Origin of the sequence: Micromonospora sp. NPDC047187 (assembly GCF_040643355.1) — a bacterium.
GTDB classification, from domain to species: domain Bacteria; phylum Actinomycetota; class Actinomycetes; order Mycobacteriales; family Micromonosporaceae; genus Micromonospora; species Micromonospora salmantinae.
On the sequence record NZ_JBEYUF010000011.1, the window covers coordinates 205755 to 224078 of the forward strand.

The 18324-nt window shown below is 71.3% G+C and carries 16 protein-coding genes; 9 read left to right on the forward strand and 7 right to left on the reverse strand.

The window, feature by feature from the left end; translation table 11 throughout:
- The first annotated feature begins 89 nt into the window (after nt 1-89).
- The 5 genes from ABZ794_RS19695 to serA all read left to right on the forward strand — a co-directional run bounded on the left by ABZ794_RS19695 (nt 90) and on the right by serA (nt 8142).
- Nucleotides 90-2462: a bifunctional diguanylate cyclase/phosphodiesterase gene (locus tag ABZ794_RS19695; RefSeq protein WP_210781108.1), complete on the forward strand. Its 2373-nt coding sequence runs from the start codon at nt 90-92 to the stop codon at nt 2460-2462.
- Between the two features lie 188 nt (nt 2463-2650).
- Entirely contained in the window at nt 2651-4531 is a 1881-nt protein-coding gene (locus ABZ794_RS19700; RefSeq protein WP_357516799.1) for an acetolactate synthase large subunit, read from the forward strand.
- Entirely contained in the window at nt 4531-5046 is a 516-nt protein-coding gene (gene ilvN / locus ABZ794_RS19705; protein ID WP_088946549.1) for an acetolactate synthase small subunit, read from the forward strand. Before ABZ794_RS19700 ends, ilvN begins: the two co-directional genes overlap by 1 nt.
- Nucleotides 5047-5138: 92 nt before the next feature.
- Nucleotides 5139-6152, forward strand: a complete 1014-nt coding sequence (gene ilvC / locus ABZ794_RS19710) for a ketol-acid reductoisomerase (RefSeq protein ID WP_112625850.1) — start codon at nt 5139-5141, stop codon at nt 6150-6152.
- 391 nt (nt 6153-6543) lie between these two features.
- A complete protein-coding gene (gene serA, locus ABZ794_RS19715; RefSeq protein WP_210781110.1) occupies nt 6544-8142 on the forward strand; it encodes a phosphoglycerate dehydrogenase in 1599 nt (532 codons plus the stop codon).
- A 75-nt stretch (nt 8143-8217) separates the two neighbouring features.
- On the opposite strand, the gene ABZ794_RS19720 is transcribed toward serA, so the two are convergent.
- Nucleotides 8218-8574, reverse strand: coding sequence for a hypothetical protein (locus ABZ794_RS19720; protein ID WP_357516801.1), 357 nt, complete (start codon nt 8572-8574; stop codon nt 8218-8220).
- Between the two features lie 303 nt (nt 8575-8877).
- A complete protein-coding gene (locus tag ABZ794_RS19725; protein ID WP_357516803.1) occupies nt 8878-9720 on the reverse strand; it encodes an FAD:protein FMN transferase in 843 nt (280 codons plus the stop codon).
- Nucleotides 9721-9948: 228 nt separating this feature from the next.
- Here ABZ794_RS19725 and ABZ794_RS19730 point away from each other — a divergent pair, with 228 nt between their 5' ends.
- Together ABZ794_RS19730 and ABZ794_RS19735 are read left to right on the forward strand one after the other, a co-directional pair.
- The gene (locus tag ABZ794_RS19730) at nt 9949-10980 is read left to right on the forward strand and encodes a 3-isopropylmalate dehydrogenase (protein WP_210781112.1); all 1032 of its coding nucleotides are present in this window, start codon (nt 9949-9951) and stop codon (nt 10978-10980) included.
- A gap of 155 nt (nt 10981-11135) precedes the next feature.
- Nucleotides 11136-12233 (forward strand): branched-chain amino acid aminotransferase, encoded by a 1098-nt coding sequence (locus tag ABZ794_RS19735; RefSeq protein WP_210781113.1) that lies wholly within the window; start codon nt 11136-11138, stop codon nt 12231-12233.
- A 51-nt stretch (nt 12234-12284) separates the two neighbouring features.
- Here ABZ794_RS19735 and ABZ794_RS19740 read toward each other — a convergent pair whose 3' ends face one another.
- From ABZ794_RS19740 to ABZ794_RS19755, 4 genes are all read right to left on the reverse strand, one after another.
- Nucleotides 12285-13091, reverse strand: coding sequence for a tyrosine-protein phosphatase (locus ABZ794_RS19740; protein ID WP_357516806.1), 807 nt, complete (start codon nt 13089-13091; stop codon nt 12285-12287).
- 19 nt (nt 13092-13110) lie between these two features.
- Complete coding sequence (locus tag ABZ794_RS19745; protein ID WP_112582479.1) at nt 13111-13569, reverse strand: PRC-barrel domain containing protein; 459 nt, start codon at nt 13567-13569, stop codon at nt 13111-13113.
- 96 nt (nt 13570-13665) lie between these two features.
- Nucleotides 13666-14196: a carboxymuconolactone decarboxylase family protein gene (locus ABZ794_RS19750; protein WP_357516808.1), complete on the reverse strand. Its 531-nt coding sequence runs from the start codon at nt 14194-14196 to the stop codon at nt 13666-13668.
- Between the two features lie 2 nt (nt 14197-14198).
- Nucleotides 14199-14390 carry a hypothetical protein gene (locus ABZ794_RS19755; RefSeq protein ID WP_357516809.1) on the reverse strand — a complete coding sequence of 64 codons (192 nt, stop codon included), beginning with the start codon at nt 14388-14390 and terminating at the stop codon, nt 14199-14201.
- A gap of 317 nt (nt 14391-14707) precedes the next feature.
- Here ABZ794_RS19755 and cimA point away from each other — a divergent pair, with 317 nt between their 5' ends.
- Nucleotides 14708-16291 carry a citramalate synthase gene (gene cimA, locus ABZ794_RS19760; protein WP_210781119.1) on the forward strand — a complete coding sequence of 528 codons (1584 nt, stop codon included), beginning with the start codon at nt 14708-14710 and terminating at the stop codon, nt 16289-16291.
- Nucleotides 16292-16407: 116 nt separating this feature from the next.
- On the opposite strand, the gene ABZ794_RS19765 is transcribed toward cimA, so the two are convergent.
- Nucleotides 16408-17346: an endonuclease/exonuclease/phosphatase family protein gene (locus ABZ794_RS19765; RefSeq protein WP_357516817.1), complete on the reverse strand. Its 939-nt coding sequence runs from the start codon at nt 17344-17346 to the stop codon at nt 16408-16410.
- Between the two features lie 386 nt (nt 17347-17732).
- Between ABZ794_RS19765 and ABZ794_RS19770 the strand changes: the two genes are divergently transcribed.
- A complete protein-coding gene (locus ABZ794_RS19770; protein WP_210786399.1) occupies nt 17733-18239 on the forward strand; it encodes a hypothetical protein in 507 nt (168 codons plus the stop codon).
- Nucleotides 18240-18324: the final 85 nt, after the last annotated feature.

Sequence of the window (18324 nt, forward strand, 5' to 3'; positions counted from 1 at the left end):
GCGCGTCGGCCCACCCCGGTATCTGCCGTGTCCCAACAGATGCACACCCAGCCCCCCATGACGTGCGCCCATCCGGCACTCTTGGAGGCGTGCATTTTCCACCGGGCATGGTCGCTGTCGCGGCGCTCAGCGGGCTCGTCGCCGCGGTGGCCACCGTGCTGCTGACCGTCGTCGCCCGGCGGCGGACGGTGCCGCGTCGACCGGCACACGTGCTGCTCGCGGCGGCCGCCGGTGTTGCAGTGCTCAGCCTCCTGGCCGGGGTGGTCGCCGCGCTCAGCGCGAACGACCACTGGGCCCACGAGCAGGGGCAGCGCACCGGTTGGGCGACAGCGGTGGCGATCGGCACTGCGGTGAGCGGGCTGGCCTTCGCCGCTGGTCTGCTCCGGCTGCCCGGGGTGGCCGCCACGGCTGCCGGAACGACCCGGCTCGCCCTGGACGGGTTGGTCATGGCGGCGGCGCTGTGGTTCGTCGGTTGGGTGCTCTTCTCCGAGCCCACCCGGTTGCTCGGTGCCGCCACCCCGATGGCCTGCCCGGCGATTCTGGTGGCCACTGTGAGTGCCGCGCTCGGTGCCGGGCTCGTCGTGATCGTCGTCTTCCGGGCCGCCGCGCCACGTCGACGGCTCGCCGCGCTGGGCGCCGGCATCAGCGCGGTGACCTGCGGTGGGCTGGGTCTCAGCGCCGGGCTCTGCCAGGCCGGGCCGACAATGGCGCTGACCGGAGCGGCGGTGCTCGCCGCTGGTCTGCTGATCGTCGCGCTCGCCGTGTACCGGGCCGACCGGCCGGGGCAGATCGATCTGGACCTGGTCGGCAGCGACGGCGAGTACGCGATCGCCCCGATGCTGGCGATGGCCGCCTCGGCGATGTACCACCTCGCCCAGGACGGCCGGTTCACCGCGGCGGGCATCGTGGCCGGCAGCGTGGAGGGCTTCGCCCTGGTGGCACGGCAGTACCTCACCCTGCGCGACGTCCGGGGGTACGCGAGCCGCCTGGCCGAGCGGGAGGCGCACTTCCGGGAGCTGGCGCACACCGACCCGCTGACGTCGCTGGCCAACCGGCGCGGGCTGCTCCGGGCGCTGCACCGCAACGCCGCCGACCACAACCCGTGTGTGCTGCTCGGCCTGGACCTGGACGGCTTCAAGAACGTCAACGACATGCGGGGCCACGACGTGGGCGACGCCGTGCTGGCCGAGGTGGGCCGGCGGCTGCGCGGCAACCTGCGCCCCGGCGACGTGGCCGCCCGGCTGGGTGGCGACGAGTTCGCCGTCCTCATGCAGGGCCGGCCGGTCGAGGCGGACCGGGTCGCCGAACGGCTCCTCGGGGTGCTCAACCGCCCCTACGACCAGCCGGAGGGGCCGGTCTTCCTATCGGTGAGCATCGGGGTGGCCGACTGGGCCGACGAGCCGGACGTGGAGCTGCTGCTGCGCCACGCCGACCTGGCACTGCGCTACGCCAAGCAGCGTGGCAAGAACCGGATCGAGCGGTACGACGCCGCGTACGACAAACTGCTGCGCCGGCGTACGACGGTGGAGCACGAGCTGCGCGGGGCCATCGACCGCGACGAGCTGCGGTTGGCGTTCCAGCCGGTGGCGTCGCTGCCGTCGGTGCGGCCGGTCGGCGCCGAGGCGCTGCTCCGCTGGCACCATCCTGAGCTGGGCAACGTGCGTCCGGACGAGTTCATCCCGCTCGCCGAGGAGTGCGGCATGATCGCCCCGCTCGGTGCCTGGGTGCTGCATCAGGCCTGCTACCAGCTCTCCCGGTGGCTGGCGGACGGGCACGACGTGTGGGTGTCGGTAAACGTCTCCCCGCGCGAGCTGCACGCCCCGGCGTACGTGGTCCAGGTCGCCGAGGCGCTGCGCGCCCACCACGTGCCGCCGCAGCGGCTGGTGCTGGAGGTCACCGAGCACGCGGTCGCCACCGACCTGGACGAGCTGATCCGACGGCTCACCGCGCTGCGGTTGACCGGTGTCCGGATCGCGCTGGACGACTTCGGGGCCGGCTACTCGTCGCTGGGGCAGCTGCGCCGGTTGCCGATCGACATCCTCAAGATCGATCACAGCCTGGTCGCCGAGCACGAGCCGGTCCATCCGGTCGGCCAGGACGGCCCGGCGTTCGCCCCGATGGTCGACATCGTCATGCGCCTGGGCCACCAGTTGGGCCTGGAGGTGATCGCCGAGGGGGTGACCACCCCGACCGAGTTGGCAGCGGTGGTGGCCGCCGGTTGCCGCTTCGGCCAGGGCGCGCTCTTCGGCTGGGGGGTGCCGGCCGAGCACCTGGAGGCGATGCTGGAGGCAGCCACGTCCCCGGGCGCGCGTCCCGCTCCGGTGCCCGCGCCACGCCGCGCTCCGGGCGGGTCCGGGCAGCTCACCCCACCTGCCGATGGCGCGTCGCCGGCCGACGCGCCGACCTCCGTTAACCAACATGTGGGATCAGTTGACTCATCGCGTGAGATGCGTCAGGCTTAGCCGCATGTCGTCGTACCGGTCGCTGCGAGTACTTACCTGAGCGCACTCTCCCTCACCGAGAGTGCGCTGGCCCCGTGCATCTGCACGAGGGCCGTTTTTATTGCCATCGGAACCTGGCGAGGCGGGCCGCGCCCGCGTCGCATCGCTTGACTAGCCACCAGCCACTCCAGCCGAAGGCCAGAACCGCCATGACGAGACCCACGCCCGAGACCCTCGCCCACACCGCCCGCCGGGCCCGCGCGGCTGCCGACCCGACCCTCGACGTCGACCAGGCCGCCACGCGCCCGGCCACTCCGGCCGCTCCGGCGGTACGGCCCGCCGCCGCGACCCAGGTCTCCGGGGCCGGCTCGCTCGTGCGGTCCCTGGAGGCGCTCGAGGTCGACGTCGTCTTCGGCATTCCGGGCGGTGCGATCCTGCCGGCGTACGACCCGCTCTACGACTCGACGGTCCGGCACATCCTGGTGCGGCACGAGCAGGGCGCGGGGCACGCGGCGACCGGCTACGCGCAGGCCACCGGCAAGGTCGGCGTCTGCATCGCCACCTCCGGCCCGGGCGCGACGAACCTGGTCACCCCGATCGCCGACGCTTACATGGACTCGGTGGCGATGGTGGCGATCACCGGGCAGGTGGCCAGCCCGTCGATCGGCACCGACGCCTTCCAGGAAGCGGACATCCAGGGCATCACCCTGCCGATCACCAAGCACAACTTCCTCGTGCAGAACGCCGAGGAGATCCCCCGGGTGCTGGCCGAGGCGTTCCACCTGGCCAGCAGCGGGCGACCCGGCCCGGTGCTCGTCGACATCCCCAAGGACGTGCTCCAGGCGTCGACCACCTTCTCCTGGCCGCCCACCCTGGACCTGCCCGGCTACCGGCCAACCCTGCACCCGCACGGCAAGCAGATCCGGGAGGCGGCGCGGCTGATGGCCGCAGCCCGACGGCCGGTGCTCTACGTGGGTGGCGGGGTGCTCAAGGCCGGTGCCACCGACGGGCTGCGCCGGCTGGCCGAGCTGACCGGCATCCCGGTCGTCACCACGCTGATGGCGCTCGGCGCGTTCCCCGACTCGCACCAGCAGCACCTGGGGATGCCCGGCATGCACGGCACGGTCGCCGCGGTCTACGGCCTGCAGAAGGCTGATCTGATCGTCGCGCTGGGCGCACGCTTCGACGACCGGGTCACCGGCAAACTGGACTCGTTCGCCCCGGACGCGGCAGTGGTCCACGCGGACATCGACCCCGCCGAGATCGGCAAGAACCGGCACGTGGACGTGCCGATCGTCGGCGACGCCAAGCACGTCATCGACGAGCTGATCACCGCGGTGACGGCCGAGCGGTCGGCGGGGCGCACCGCCGACCTCGGCGACTGGTGGACGCAGCTCAACGACCTGCGCAACCGTTACCCGCTGGGCTACGACGAGCCGGTCGACGGGACCCTGTCCCCGCAGTACGTGATCAAGCGGCTGGGCGAGATCGTCGGCCCGGACGCGATCTTCGTGGCCGGGGTCGGCCAGCACCAGATGTGGGCGTCGCAGTTCATCTCCTACGAGAAGCCGTACACGTGGTTGAATTCCGGCGGCCTCGGCACGATGGGCTACGCGGTGCCGGCGGCGATGGGCGCCAAGGTCGGCAAGCCGGACACCGTGGTCTGGGCGGTGGACGGGGACGGCTGCTTCCAGATGACCAACCAGGAGTTGGCCACCTGCGCGTTGGAGGGCATCCCAGTCAAGATCGCCGTCATCAACAACGGCAATCTCGGCATGGTCCGGCAGTGGCAGACGCTCTTCTACAACGAGCGCTACTCCAACACCGAGCTCGGCACCCACAAGCACCGCATCCCCGACTTCGTCAAGCTCGCCGAGGCCCTGGGCTGCGTCGGGCTGCGGTGCGAGAGCGCCGATGACGTCGACAAGACCATCGCCGCCGCCATGGAGATCAACGACGCGCCCGTGGTGATCGACTTCGTGGTCGGCAAGGACGCGATGGTCTGGCCGATGGTCGCCGCCGGCACCAGCAACGACGAGATCATGTTCGCCCGTGGCGTCCGCCCGGTCTTCGACGAGGATGACATTTAATGACCATGCATACGCTGTCCGTGCTGGTGGAGAACAAGCCGGGCGTGCTCGCCCGGGTCTCCGGCCTGTTCTCCCGGCGCGGGTTCAACATCGACAGCCTCGCCGTCGGCGAGACCGAGAACCCGGACGTCTCGCGGATCACCATCGTGGTCAACGCGGAGTCGTCCCCGCTGGAGCAGGTCACCAAGCAGTTGAACAAGCTGGTCAACGTGCTCAAGATCGTTGAGCTGGATCCGCAGGTCTCGGTCGCCCGAGAGCTGCTGCTGGTGAAGGTTCGCGCCGACCGGTCCGCGCGATCGCAGGTGCTGGAGACCGTCAACCTGTTCCGCGCCCGGGTGGTCGACGTCGCACCGGACACGCTGACCATCGAGGCCACCGGCACCCCGGACAAGCTCGACGCGCTGCTCCGCGACCTCGAGGCCTTCGGCATCAAGGAAATGGTCCAGTCCGGGCTGGTGGCCATCGGGCGCGGCTCGCGTTCGATCACCGCCGGTCCCGCGCTGCGGGCCGCCTGACCCGCCGGTCGGCCCTCGGCCGACCGTCCGGCGAATTCATCCGCACAGACCACGACGGGCCGCCCCGGCCGTCGTACGAAAGGGAAGTTCTCATGAGCGTTGAGGTGTACTACGACGACGATGCCGACCTCGGCCTGATCCAGGCCAAGAAGGTCGCGGTGATCGGTTACGGCAGCCAGGGCCACGCCCACGCGCTGTCGCTGCGTGACTCCGGCGTCGACGTGGTGATCGGTCTGCCGGAAGGCTCGAAGAGCCGTCCCAAGGCTGAGGAGCAGGGCCTGCGGGTGGTCACGCCCGCACAGGCCGCCGCCGAGGCCGATGTGATCATGGTGCTCGCACCGGACACCGCCCAGCGCGGGATCTACGCGGAGTCGATCGCCCCGCACCTCGCCCCCGGCAAGGCGATCTTCTTCGGCCACGGCTTCAACATCCGGTACGGCCTGATCAAGCCGCCGGCCGAGGTGGACGTGGCGATGGTCGCGCCCAAGGGCCCCGGCCACCTGGTCCGCCGCCAGTACAGCGACGGCAAGGGCGTGCCCTGTCTCGTCGCCGTCGAGCAGGACGCCAGCGGCAACGCGCTCGCGCTCGCCCTCGCGTACGCCAAGGGGATCGGTGGCACCCGGGCCGGCGCGATCAAGACCACCTTCACCGAGGAGACCGAGACCGACCTCTTCGGCGAGCAGGCGGTGCTCTGCGGCGGCGCCTCGGCGCTGGTGCAGACCGGTTTCGAGGTGCTCACCGAGGCGGGCTACGCCCCGGAGGTCGCCTACTTCGAGTGCCTGCACGAGCTGAAGCTGATCGTCGACCTCATGTACGAGGGCGGCATCGCGAAGATGCGTTACAGCATCTCCGACACCGCCGAGTACGGCGACCTCTCCCGCGGCTCGCGCATCATCGACTCCCGGGTCAAGGACGAGATGCGCAAGATCCTGGGTGAGATCCAGTCCGGCGAGTTCGCCCGCGAGTGGGTCGCCGAGGACGAGGCCGGCCGGCCCAACTTCACCAAGTGGCAGGCCGAGGGTGCGGCGCACCCGATCGAGGAGACCGGCAAGAAGCTGCGCGGCATGATGAGCTGGGTCGACCGCCCGATCACCGAGACCGCCTGACCCGTCCGAACGACGATCCACCGACAGCCCCTGGGCCGGCGCTCTCCCCAGCGCCGCCCCGGGGCTGCCCGGCATGCTGCCGCCCGTCGATACGTCGGGCGGCAGTGCTCGTGCGCCACGGCTCTCCCGAAGTGACCGGGTGACCGACGCCGCCGGTGCTCGGCCCGGCCGGAGCAACCGTGTCGGTGCGGTGAACGGCCGATGTCCGTCGCCCGACCGGGCGTGTGAGGGCACTCACCCCGAAGACCGGAACACGCCGACCAGCGAGGCCCCTACGATCGCCTGTAGGTGCAGCAGCCGGCACCTGACGGCCACGGCACGGATCAGCGCAGGGCGCAGTGCGGCGCCCCGCCGCCCGGGCCGATCGCAAACACGACCTCTACGAGGACCGATGAATCCTGTCGTACTGATCGCCGAAGAACTCGCCCCCGCCGCCATCGAGGTGCTCGCCCACGACTTCGACGTCCGTCACGTCGACGGCACCGACCGTCCGGCCCTGCTCTCGGCGCTCTCCGAGGCCGACGCCGTCATCGTGCGCAGCGCGACCCAGATCGACGCCGAGGCGGTCGCCGCAGCGCCGCGACTCAAGGTGGTCGCCCGGGCGGGCGTCGGGCTGGACAACGTCGAGGTGCCGGCCGCCACCGCGCGGGGCGTCATGGTCGTCAACGCGCCCACCTCGAACATCGTCTCCGCCGCCGAGCAGGCCGTCGCGCTGCTGCTCGCCGTCGCCCGTAACACCGCCAGCGCCAGTTCCGCGCTCAAGGCGGGGGAGTGGAAGCGGTCGAAGTACACCGGCGTCGAGGTGCAGGGCAAGACGGTCGGCGTGGTCGGTCTCGGTCGTATCGGGGTGCTCTTCGCTCAGCGCATCGCCGCGTTCGGCACCCGGCTGATCGCGTACGACCCGTACATCCAGCCGGCCCGTGCGGCGCAGCTCGGCGTCCGCCTGGTCGGCTTGGAGGAGCTGCTGCGGGAGAGCGACTTCATCTCCATCCACCTGCCGAAGACGCCGGAGACGGTGGGCCTGATCGGTGAGAAGGAGCTGGCGCTCGTCAAGCCCGGCGTTCGCATCATCAACGCCGCCCGTGGTGGGCTGGTCGACGAGCAGGCGCTCGCGGACGCGATCGCCGAGGGTCGGGTCGCCGGCGCCGGCGTCGACGTGTACAGCAAGGAGCCGTGCACCTCGTCGCCGTTGTTCGCCTTCGACAACGTGGTGGCCACCCCGCACCTGGGCGCCTCCACCCACGAGGCGCAGGACAAGGCGGGTCTCGCCGTGGCCAAGAGCGTCAAGCTGGCGTTGCAGGGCGAGTTCGTTCCGGACGCGGTGAACGTGCAGGCCGGCGGCGTGGTCGCCGAGGACGTTCGGCCGCTGCTGCCGTTGGCGGAGAAGCTCGGTCGGGCGTTCACCGCGGTCGCCGGCGGGGTCGCCGCCAGCGTCACTGTCGAGGTCCGCGGTGAGATCGTCAGCCACGACGTGTCGGTGCTCAAGCTCGCCGCCACCAAGGGCCTGTTCAGCTCCGTGGTCGAGGAGCAGGTCACCTACGTCAACGCCCCGCACCTGGCCGCCGAGCGCGGCGTCGAGGTCACCCTTGCCACGCTGGCCGAGACGGCCGAGCAGCCGACCCTGGTCACGGTGCGCGGCGCGCTGCCGGACGGCCGGACGGTCAGTGTCTCCGGCACTGTCACCCACTCCGGCGCCCGGGACGTGCTGAAGCTGACCGAGGTGGACGGCTTCGACGTGGAGATCGGCGCGGAGGGCATCCTGCTCTTCCTGCGCTACGCCGACCGGCCCGGTGTGGTCGGCACTGTCGGTACCCTGCTCGGCGAGGCGGGCATCAACATCGCCGCCATGCAGGTGGCCCGTCGGGAGGCGGGCGGTGAGACGCTGATGACGCTCACCGTCGACCAGGCGCTCGGCGCCGACCTGCTCACCTCGGCCGCCGACTCGATCGGCGCCACGGCGGCCAGCGCCGCCGACCTGCGCGACGAGTAGTAGACGACAAGCACCGTGGGGGGCCTGGCGATTCGCCGGGCCCCTCGTCATTTCCCGTCCGTGCCGCCGGTCAGGTCAGCCGGGCAGCCGCGCCGGCGGCGGGTAGACCGAGCCGTCCTGCGGGTCGAAGAGCATCAGCCCGTGCTTGCCGGCCAGCCGCTCGATGTCCAGTAGCACCTGGTCCGCGCAGGTCGGGTGCAGGTTCAGCTCGACGTGGTCGTGGGCCGCGTGCAGCGGCGCCACCGCCCACGGGCTGTTCGGGCCGGGGTGACGGTCCGGATAGGAGGCGGTGATCGCCCGGTAGAAGCTGACCACCCGTGGATCGGGGTAGCGATCCACGTGCCGCCCCTGCCGGCAACCGTTGACCGCTGTCCGCACGTCCTCGGGCGTCGCCCCGTCCTCCAGGGCCCACACGCTCAGATCGAAACTCACGGCGGATAGCGTGCCATCCGCCGTTCACCATGTCGAAACTGCCTCGCCGCCGGTCAACCACCGATCACCGCGTGCTCGGGTCACGACGGTCCGGTGTGGAGACTCTTGCGTCGAGTTGCGTCGATTCGCTAGCGTACGCACTGCGGTCACTGGCCGAGTTCGAGGCGCCGGCCCGTCTTCGGGTGGCGCGGTCGACGTCCGGCCCGACCGGTCCGCACCCCTCGGTTGTGCGAGCCACGCGCACTCGTCGCTGACCGGCCCTCACGGTCGTTGCCGAGACCGTGGGGGCCGGGCCCGACCGGCTCAGCGACGGTGTGCGAAGAGCGCGCGATAGTCGGAGTTGCCCCGGAACCACGCCAGGCCGGTGGGGCCGGCGGCGTAGAGCGCTGTGGCGTAGGCGTCGGCGATCGCCAGGTCGGGGCCCACCACTGTGGCGGCGACGAGGTGATCGGCCGGCTCGCCGGTGTGCGGGTCCACCACGTGCCCCTGCCGCCCGGTCACCCCGGAGGTGCCGATCGCGCCGGCGGTCATCTCCAGCACCAGCGGCGCGCGCTCGGGTGCGGTCGGGTGGTGCACCGCCACCCGCCAGGGTCCGCCGTGCGGCGCTCGGCCCCGGACGACGAGGTCGGCGCCGGCGAGTACGGCGTAGTCGTGGATGCCGGCGGCGCGCAGTCGCTCGGCGGCGCGTTCCACCGCCCAGCCGCCGAGCAGGCCGCCCGGGTCGAAGCCGCCGGGCACCGCCCAGGCGTCGAACCACCCGTCGGTGACCGCGCGCATCGCGGCGCAACGGTCCACCAGATCGGCGAGCGGCGGGTACGACTCCGGGCTGATCTCGTCTCGTCGCAGCCGGGAGACCAGGCTCTCCGGTCGGTTGGGGCCGTAGGTGAGGTCGATGGCGCGTAGCTCGGCGACGCTGTCCCGCAGCGCCTCGCCCACGCCTCGGCGACCGAGCCACTCGGGGGCGTTGAGCAGCAGTGTGTACTCGGCGGTCGCGGTGCGTATGGTGTGCTGCACAGCGATCCGGCCCTCGGTGGCGGCGGCCGGGTCGATCCGGTGCCGGCGGCTGCCGAGTCGGAGGTCCGGCCGGCGGTTGCGGAACGCGGACGGGTCCGGCCAGCGGGTCCGTGGCTGCTCGTCGATGCGCATCGCATCTGCCCCCTCGCACATGGCGCCGCGTCATCGCGACCCCGTTGGTCAGCGGGCCCCCGCGACCCACTGAGCACTACCGTAGGCAGCGGAGATGACCGCCCCATGAGTCCCAGCTGAGAGGGTGCTGTGCATTCGCGCATCCCAAATTGTGGACGCAGCGTACCGGGAGGCGGGACGGCGACGTACCGTTGCCCGAACGGAACCGTCGAGCAGAGGAGTGCGGTCGTGGCGCGGATCGCGGTGGTGGCCGGGGACGGCATCGGGCCCGAGGTGGTCGCGCAGGCCCGCAAGGTCCTCGACGCGGTGCTGCCCGACGTGCAGGCCACCGAGTACGACCTCGGAGCCGCCCGCTGGCACCGTACCGGAGAGGTGCTGCCCGACTCGGTGCTGACCGAGCTGGCCGGGCACGACGCGATCCTGCTCGGCGCGGTCGGTGACCCGACGGTCCCGCCGGGGGTGCTGGAGCGAGGGTTGCTGCTCAAGCTCCGTTTCGCCTTCGACCAGTACGTCAACCTGCGCCCGTCCCGGCTCTGGCCCGGGGTCGCCGGCCCGCTGGCCAACGTGAAGCCGGGCGAGGTCGACCTCGTGGTGGTGCGCGAGGGCACCGAGGGGCTCTACGCCGGCGCCGGTGGTTCCCTGCACCGGGACACCCCGGCCGAGGTCGCCACCGAGGAGAGCCTGAACACCCGGCACGGCGTGGAGCGGGTGATCCGCGACGCGTTCGCCCGCGCCGGCCGCCGGGAGCGGCGCAAGGTCACCCTCGTGCACAAGACCAACGTGCTCACCCACGCCGGGTCGCTCTGGGCGCGTACGTTCGACGTGGTCGCCGCCGAGCACCCGGACATCGAGACCGAGTACCAGCACGTCGACGCGGCAGCCATGTTCCTGGTCACCCAGCCGCAGCGCTACGACGTGGTGGTCACCGACAACCTCTTCGGCGACATCCTCACCGACATCGCCGCGGCCGTCACCGGTGGCATCGGGCTGGCCGCCAGCGGCTGCATCAACCCCGAGGGGGCGTACCCCTCGATGTTCGAGCCGGTGCACGGCTCGGCGCCGGACATCGCCGGGCAGGGCATCGCCGACCCGGTCGCCGCGGTGCTCTCCGCCGCGTTGCTGCTGGAGCAGCTCGGGCACAGTGAGTCGGCCGCTCGGGTCAACGCGGCGGTCGCCGCCGAGCTGGCCAGCCGCGTACCGGGCGTGACGCTGCGTACCGAAGAGGTCGGCGACCGGCTCGCCGCCCACGCCGTAGCCTGATCACCCCGGCCCGAGTGGCGACCGGCCCTGAGGCCGGTCTGCCACGGGTGCCCCGACCGGCGCTACCCGCTGAACGACCGTTCGGGGTAAGTTTCTGGCACAGCCATGTCGGTGTGCGGTCCCGCATGCCGTTGTTCCGCAGGGAGGTCAGCGCGATGAGCGGTGGTGACAAGCTCGACTTCGAGATCCGTCCGAATCTCGCGCCGGTATCCGCCGCCGATCGGGCCGCGCTGCTGACCAATCCCGGGTTCGGCAGGGTCTTCACCGACCACATGGTCACCGTCCGCTACGCCGACGGCAAGGGCTGGTACGACGCCCGGGTGGAAGCCCGTGCCCCGATTCCGATGGACCCGGCCAGCGCGGTGCTGCACTACGCGCAGGAGATCTTCGAAGGGCTCAAGGCGTACCGCACGGCCGACGGTGGCGTGACGATGTTCCGGCCGGACGCCAACGCGGCCCGCTTCGCCACCTCCGCACAGCGGATGGCGATGCCGGTGCTGCCGCCGGAGGTGTTCGTCGACTCGCTGCACAAGCTCATCGAGATCGACCGGGAGTGGATCCCCACCGGCGAGGACGGCAGCCTCTACCTGCGGCCGTTCATGTTCGCCAGCGAGGTCTTCCTGGGCGTCCGCCCGGCCAACGAGTACCTCTACATGGTGATCGCCTCACCGGTCGGGGCGTACTTCACCGGTGGCGTCAAGCCGGTCACCGTCTGGGTCTCTCCGGACTACACCCGGGCCGCGCCCGGTGGCACCGGCGCGGCCAAGTGCGGCGGCAACTACGCCGCGTCGCTCGCCGCCCAGGCAGAGGCCATCGAGGCCGGCTGCGACCAGGTCGTCTTCCTGGACGCGGTGGAGCGCCGGTTCGTCGACGAACTGGGCGGCATGAACGTCTTCTTCGTCTACGACGACGGCACTGTGGTCACCCCACCGTTGACCGGCACGATCCTGCCGGGCATCACCCGCGACGCCGTCCTCGCGCTGGCCGGCGCGGCCGGACACCAGGTCGAGGAGCGGCCGGTCAGCTTCGCCGACTGGCAGGCCGACGCCGCGAGCGGTCGCCTTCGGGAGGTGTTCGCCTGCGGCACCGCCGCGGTGGTCACCCCGATCGGTGGGGTCCGCTTCCCGGACGGTGAGTTCCTGATCGGTGGTGGCGAGCCCGGTCAGGTCACCATGGCCCTGCGTCAGCAGTTGGTCGACATCCAGCGGGGCAAGGCGGCCGACCCGCACGGCTGGGTGCAGCGGGTCTTCTGATCTCCGTCGCTGCGCCGGCCCGTCCACCCGGACGGGCCGGCGCAGTCGGACCTACGTGTCGGTGGGCTGCGCCTTGGTGGGCTGGTCGAGCAGGTGGTCGCGGAGCGCGGCGAGCTGCTCGTCGGTCACCCCGGCGTGGCGCAGGTACGCCTCGACCGAGCCGTGCCCCGCGCGCAGCTCGTCCAGGAAGATCTGCATCGCCTCGGCGGGTGAGGCCAGGAACGGTGCCGGCACCTCCACTCCGTCCGGGTTGATGGAGGCCAGCCAGGCGCTGTACCGGGCCGACGCCTCGCTGCTCAACGCGTAGTCCGCCGTGATGTCCGCGTCGTCGACGCCGAGCACGGCGAGGGTCAACGCGCAGACGATGCCGGTGCGGTCCTTGCCGGCCACGCAGTGCACGACCACCGGGGCGTTGGCGGAGTCGGCGATCAGCCCGACCGCCTCGGCCAGCCCGGCGGTGCCGGTCTGGGCCAGGTCGGCGTACCGGTCCGCGAGGTACCGGGCCAGGCTCGCGCCCTCCTCGTGCGGTACGCCCGCCCAGTCGTCGTGCTCCGGGTGGATGTGCCGGTAGGTCAGCCCTTCGTATGCCGGCACCCGGCCGTCCCGCTCCACCTCGGTGGGGCGGCGCAGGTCGATGACGGTGCGGACGCCGATCGCGACGAACGCGTCGCGGTCCTGTTCGGTGAGGCGGTGCAACGAGTCGGAGCGGTAGAGCCGGCCACGGCGTACGGGTCGGCCGCCGCGCCCGAGGTAGCCGCCGGCGTCGCGGAAGTTGAAGGTGGCGGGGAGCGGAATCTGTCGGCTGTCGTCGATGGCGTCCACGCCCTCACGGTAACGGCCGGTGGGACAGGGCCCCACCGGCCGTCGGGTCGAACAGTCACCGTGCGGTGCCGGGCGGGAGCGCGCCGTACGTCTCGTCGTAGTAGCCACCCAGCTGGTCCCGGTAGCTCGGGTCGCTGTGGCTGGTCTCGTCGTACTCCGGGGCGGCCTTGATCTGGTCCCGGGTCCGGTCGACGGAGACGGTGCGCTGGTCGTGGTCGACCTGGTTGACGGTGCCGGCCGGCAACATCACCTTCTTGCCGAAGATCCAGGGCCCGGTGTCCACGACCAGGTAGCTGCCGCCCACCTCGTGACTGGCGCTGTCAATCTTGCCGATTCCACCGTCGGTGGCCTCGACCTTGTAACCGACCAGGTCGACGTCGGCCACGCCGGCCTGGTCACGGTAGCGCCAGGGGTCGAACGTGCCGGCCGGCGCGCCGCCGGGCACCGTGCCCTGGTCGCCGCCGCGCAGCGGGTCCGGCCCGGCGTGGGTGGCGTGCGGATCGATCCTGTCCATGCCGTTCACTCCTGACTGTCGCCGATCGTCTCGGCTGAGGTGGGTGCGTCCCCGCAGGAGCTACCCGGCTGTCGGGGGCCGGAAACGGCGACGGGCTCAGGCCAGTGCGGCCTCGGCGTCCAGGGTGACCGCCGTGGCGTGCACCACTGCGGAGATCCGCAGGGCCTCGTGCAGCTGCTCCCGGGTGAAGCCGATGCCGCGCAGCTTCTTCTCGTGCAACTCCAGGCACACCCCACAGCCGGCGATGGCCGACACGGCGAAACACCAGAGCTCGAAGTCGCCCTTGTCCACCCCCGGCCTCGCGATGATCTGCATCCGCAGTCGGGCCGGCATCGAGGCGTACTGCTCGTCGCCGATCAGGTGCTTGGCCCGGTAGTAGATGTTGTTCATCGCCATGATCGCCGCGGCGCCCTTGGCCGCCTCGACACCCTCCGGCCCGAGGTGCCCGAGCGCCTCGGCCGCGATCTCCCGCAACACGACCGGGTTGCGAGCGGTCACCGCACAGGCCAGCGCGGTGCCCCAGGTCTGTGCCGGGGTCAACGCCGAGGAACCGACGGTGGAGCCGAGGTTGAGCCTGATGTCCGTGGCGTACTCCGGCAGGGCTGCCTTGATCGCGTCCAGGCCCATGGTCAGACTCCGGCGGCGGGGGTCTCGTCGGCGATCTCCGTCGGGCTGATGGAGGTACCCATCGGCCCGACGAAGACCACACACCACGTGCCCTCGTGGGACGTGTGGTTGATCGTCCTGGACGCGTTGGTGACGCCCAGCGATACGCAGGCGGCGAGTCCGTGCTCAGGTAAGCGGTCACTGACGGTGAGCACAGGTCCTCCTTGCAGACGGCACGGTGGCCATCATCGGATCCGCTCCAGATGCTTCCGCATCGCTGTTTCCGCCGATGAGTGGCCTGGCGCCTTGTGAAGCCGATCACGAGCGGCGGCCAGGGGGCGAACGAACCCTCCGTCACCATCCCGCTATGTGGATTGTTCCTCCCAAATTCGGGGGAGGGGTGGCAGAGTGGCCATCGTGACCAGCACCGCCCTGATTATTGCGACCTAGCGCGCCGGCTCTCCCCTCTGCCGAGCGCGCAGACCTCCCGCATCCGCGGGAGGTCTTTTTGTTGCTCCGAGAAAGGATCCTGATGACGTTCCAGGTCTTCGACACCACGTTGCGCGACGGCGCCCAGCGCGAGGGGCTCACCTACTCGGTGGTCGACAAGCTGGCCGTGGCCCGGCTGCTCGACGAGTTCGGCGTCGGGTTCATCGAGGGCGGCTGGCCGGGCGCGGTGCCCAAGGACACCGAGTTCTTCCGCCGCGCCCGCACCGAGCTGGACCTGCGGCACGCCGTGCTCGTCGCGTTCGGCGCCACCCGCAAGGCCGGCGTCGCGGTCGCGGACGACCCCCAGGTACGCGCCCTGCTGGACGCGCAGACCCCGGCCGTGGCCCTGGTCGCCAAGGCCGACAGCCGGCACGTCGAGCGCGCGCTGCGCACCACCGGCGCGGAGAACCTCGCGATGATCCACGACACCGTCAACCACCTCGTCCGGGAGGGTCGACGGGTCTTCGTCGACGGGGAACACTTCTTCGACGGCTACCGGCACGACCCCGCGTACGGCGCAGCGGTGGTGCAGACCGCGCTCGCCGCCGGCGCCGAGCGGATGGTGCTCTGCGACACCAACGGCGGCATGCTCCCGTCCCAGGTGAGCGCCGTGATCCACGACCTGACGAACAGGCTGGGGATCGACGCCGGGCTGCTCGGTATGCACGCCCAGAACGACACCGCCTGCGCGGTGGCCAACACGATCGCCGCCGTGGAGGCGGGCGTCCGCCACGTGCAGGGCACCGCCAACGGGTACGGCGAACGCCCTGGCAACGCCGACATCTTCGCGGTCGTCGCCAACCTTCAACTCAAGCTCGGCATGCCCGTCCTACCGGAGGGCTGCCTGGCGCAGATGGTGCGGGTCTCGCACGCCATCGCCGAGATCGCCAACATCGCCCCCGACACCCACCAGGCGTACGCCGGGGCTGCCGCCTTCGCTCACAAGGCAGGGCTGCACGCGAGTGCGATCAAGGTCGACCCGTTGCTCTACAACCACGTGGACCCGTCGGTGGTGGGCAACGACATGCGGATCCTGATCACCGAGATGGCCGGCCGGGCCAGCGTCGAGCTCAAGAGCCGTGAGCTCGGCCTGGACCTGGCCGCCAGCCCGGAGGCGCTGACCCGGGTCACCAAGCGGGTCAAGGAGCTGGAGGCGGGTGGCTGGTCCTTCGAGGCGGCGGACGCCTCCTTCGAGTTGCTGGTCCGCTCCGAGCTGCCGGAGGGCAGCCCGGCGCGACCGTTCACCCTGGAGTCGTACCGGGTTTTGGTCGAGCATCGCGAGGACGGCGCGGTGGTCTCCGAGGCGACCGTCAAGATCCGGGTTCGCGGTGAGCGGGTGATCGCCACCGCCGAGGGCAACGGCCCGGTCAACGCCCTCGACGAGGCGCTGCGGGTGGGGCTGGCGCGGCACTATCCGCAGCTGCGCGACTTCGAGTTGGCCGACTACAAGGTGCGCATCCTGGAGGGCAGCCACGGCACCGGCGCGGTCACCCGGGTCCTGCTGGAGACCTCCGACGGCAGCGGCCGGGACTGGACCACTGTCGGCGTCCACCCGAACGTGGTCGAGGCCAGCTGGCACGCCCTGGTGGACGCCCTCACCTACGGCCTAGCCCCCACCTCCGTCTAACTCCCGCCTCCCGGCCCCCACCCCAACTCTCGCGATCTTGCACTTTGTGTCGATGGTCTGCGGCTTTTGCCGCTTATGCCGCGACAGTAAGTGCAAGATCGACGAGGTGGGGTGGGTTAGGGGGTGGGGAGGGTCAGGGTGGCTTGGACGGGGCGGTGGTCGCTGCCGGGCAGGGTTAGCACCTGCACCGAGCGGACCGCTATCCGATGGTCGACCAGGACGTGGTCGATGGTGACGGGTGGGATGAGGTCGCCGTCGTACGGACCCCAGGTGCCGGTCAGGCCCTCTCCGGTGGCGTCGGCGGCGTCGACGTAACCGCTGCGCAGCAGGGCCCGCAGTGGACCGTGGTCGAGGGTCGCGTTGAAGTCGCCGGCGAGGATTCGCAGGCCACCGTCCGGGGTGGCCAGTGGTTGGGCGGTCAGGTCGGCACGCCAGGCACCCACCTGGTCCAGCGCGTACGGCGCCGAGGGGTGGGCCGACTCGACGCGGACCGGGGGCCCGCCGGGCACGGACACCGTCGCGTACGCCTGGCTGAAGCCCCAGCCCTCGAGGTTGCGTCGGACGCCGCCGTCGGTGATCGGCCACCGCGAGTAGAGCCCCGAGCCGGGGGTGCCGATCTCCGGGTTGAGCTGCCGGTGCGGCAGCAGCGTGGCCAGGCCGAGCTGATCCAGGGCGGTCTGCGCGTCCGGGGTGAACTCCTGCACGGTGAGCACGTCCACGTGGTGTCGCCGGACCAACTCCACCAGTGTCGGCGCGTCGCCGGCGCCGGCGAGCAGATTGGCGGTGAGCAGCCGCACGGTCGGCCCGGCCGCCGCCGGCTGCGGGTTGGCCAGCGCCCGAGGTGCGACGGTGCCGAGCAACGCCACCGCTGCCAGGGCCGCGAGCGCCGCCGGCCACCAGCGCCGCAGGGCGAGCGCGAGGGCCAGGACCAGCACGCTGACGCCCGCGACGTACGGCGTGAAGGCGAGCGCCTGCACCAACGGCCCCCGGTCCAGGCCGAGCAGTCGGGCGGCCGCCCACAGTGCGGTGGGTACGACGGCAAGCCAGCAGAGCACCGTGGCGAGCCGAGCGTTCCGGTGCGCGGGTGGAGCGTCGACGATCACGACGATGATCCTAGTCGGGCCTGACGAACCCATTTCATGAATGGCGATGCGCTCACATTTCACAATTATCTGACGGTTGGTTGACACCCCGGAAAAGCGAGATCAACTATTGACTGGCGGCTTTTTTCGGTGCTACGTTCCATCTGGCTTAAACGACGCAACTCTGAGTAGTAACCGCAGCTCAGGTGGGATGTAGATTGCTGATAAATCAATCTCGTCGGGTGTGAGCGAGGCAGCTTTCCCCCGCCCAACTGTCGTCGTACGCCTATTTATGGGCAGTCATCCGTCCCGCCCCGCGGGTCGGCCGAATTCGCACGGTCACACAAGGGGGACCTGTCATGAGCACATCCTTCCGACGTAAGGTGGCGGCGGTCACGTTCGCTGTCCTGGGGCTCAGCCTCGCCGGCGGGGGCATCGCTATCGCCCAACCGTCGGCGAAGGCGCCGCAGGAAACGGTCCAGCCGGCACGCGGCACGAACTCCCAGCCGCCGGTCAGCGCCGAGTCGGCGCGCATCGCGAAAGCCGCGCTGAAGGCGAGTGCGGCCACCCCACTGGTGGCCACCAACGTCTTCACGGTCGTCAACTCCAACGGCACCAAGGCGCGCGGCGGCGGCACCGTGGTCAAGTACGGCGTCGGGGAGTACGAGGTGATCTTCGGTCACACCGTCTCGGCCGGTGCCTTCCTGGCCACCCTCTCCCTGTCCGGCTCCTGCTGCATTCCGCCGGGTGGCGAGGTCTCGGTCGCCCCGCGGCTGCTGACGCCCAACGCGGTCTTCGTGCAGACCCGCAACTCGGCCGGGACGCCGGCCAACCTGGGCTTCACCCTGCTCACCCACACACCCTGACCGAACCGACACCCGGCCCCCGTGGGCCGCCGGGGCGGGGGCGGGCGGGGTGGGCCCCGCGGCCCCGGGGGGGCCGGGGGGGCGC

Bases quoted from the DNA above. Each gene is read 5' to 3' on its own strand.
- ABZ794_RS19725 (WP_357516803.1), bottom strand. From the start codon at position 9,720: ATGCGCATCGACGAGCAGCCACGGACCCGCTGGCCGGACCCGTCCGCG.
- cimA (WP_210781119.1), top strand. From the start codon at position 14,708: ATGACGTTCCAGGTCTTCGACACCACGTTGCGCGACGGCGCCCAGCGC.
- ABZ794_RS19750 (WP_357516808.1), bottom strand. From the start codon at position 14,196: ATGGGCCTGGACGCGATCAAGGCAGCCCTGCCGGAGTACGCCACGGAC.
- ilvN (WP_088946549.1), top strand. From the start codon at position 4,531: ATGACCATGCATACGCTGTCCGTGCTGGTGGAGAACAAGCCGGGCGTG.
- serA (WP_210781110.1), top strand. From the start codon at position 6,544: ATGAATCCTGTCGTACTGATCGCCGAAGAACTCGCCCCCGCCGCCATC.
- ABZ794_RS19700 (WP_357516799.1), top strand. From the start codon at position 2,651: ATGACGAGACCCACGCCCGAGACCCTCGCCCACACCGCCCGCCGGGCC.
- ABZ794_RS19745 (WP_112582479.1), bottom strand. From the start codon at position 13,569: ATGGACAGGATCGATCCGCACGCCACCCACGCCGGGCCGGACCCGCTG.
- ABZ794_RS19735 (WP_210781113.1), top strand. From the start codon at position 11,136: ATGAGCGGTGGTGACAAGCTCGACTTCGAGATCCGTCCGAATCTCGCG.
- ilvC (WP_112625850.1), top strand. From the start codon at position 5,139: ATGAGCGTTGAGGTGTACTACGACGACGATGCCGACCTCGGCCTGATC.
- ABZ794_RS19770 (WP_210786399.1), top strand. From the start codon at position 17,733: ATGAGCACATCCTTCCGACGTAAGGTGGCGGCGGTCACGTTCGCTGTC.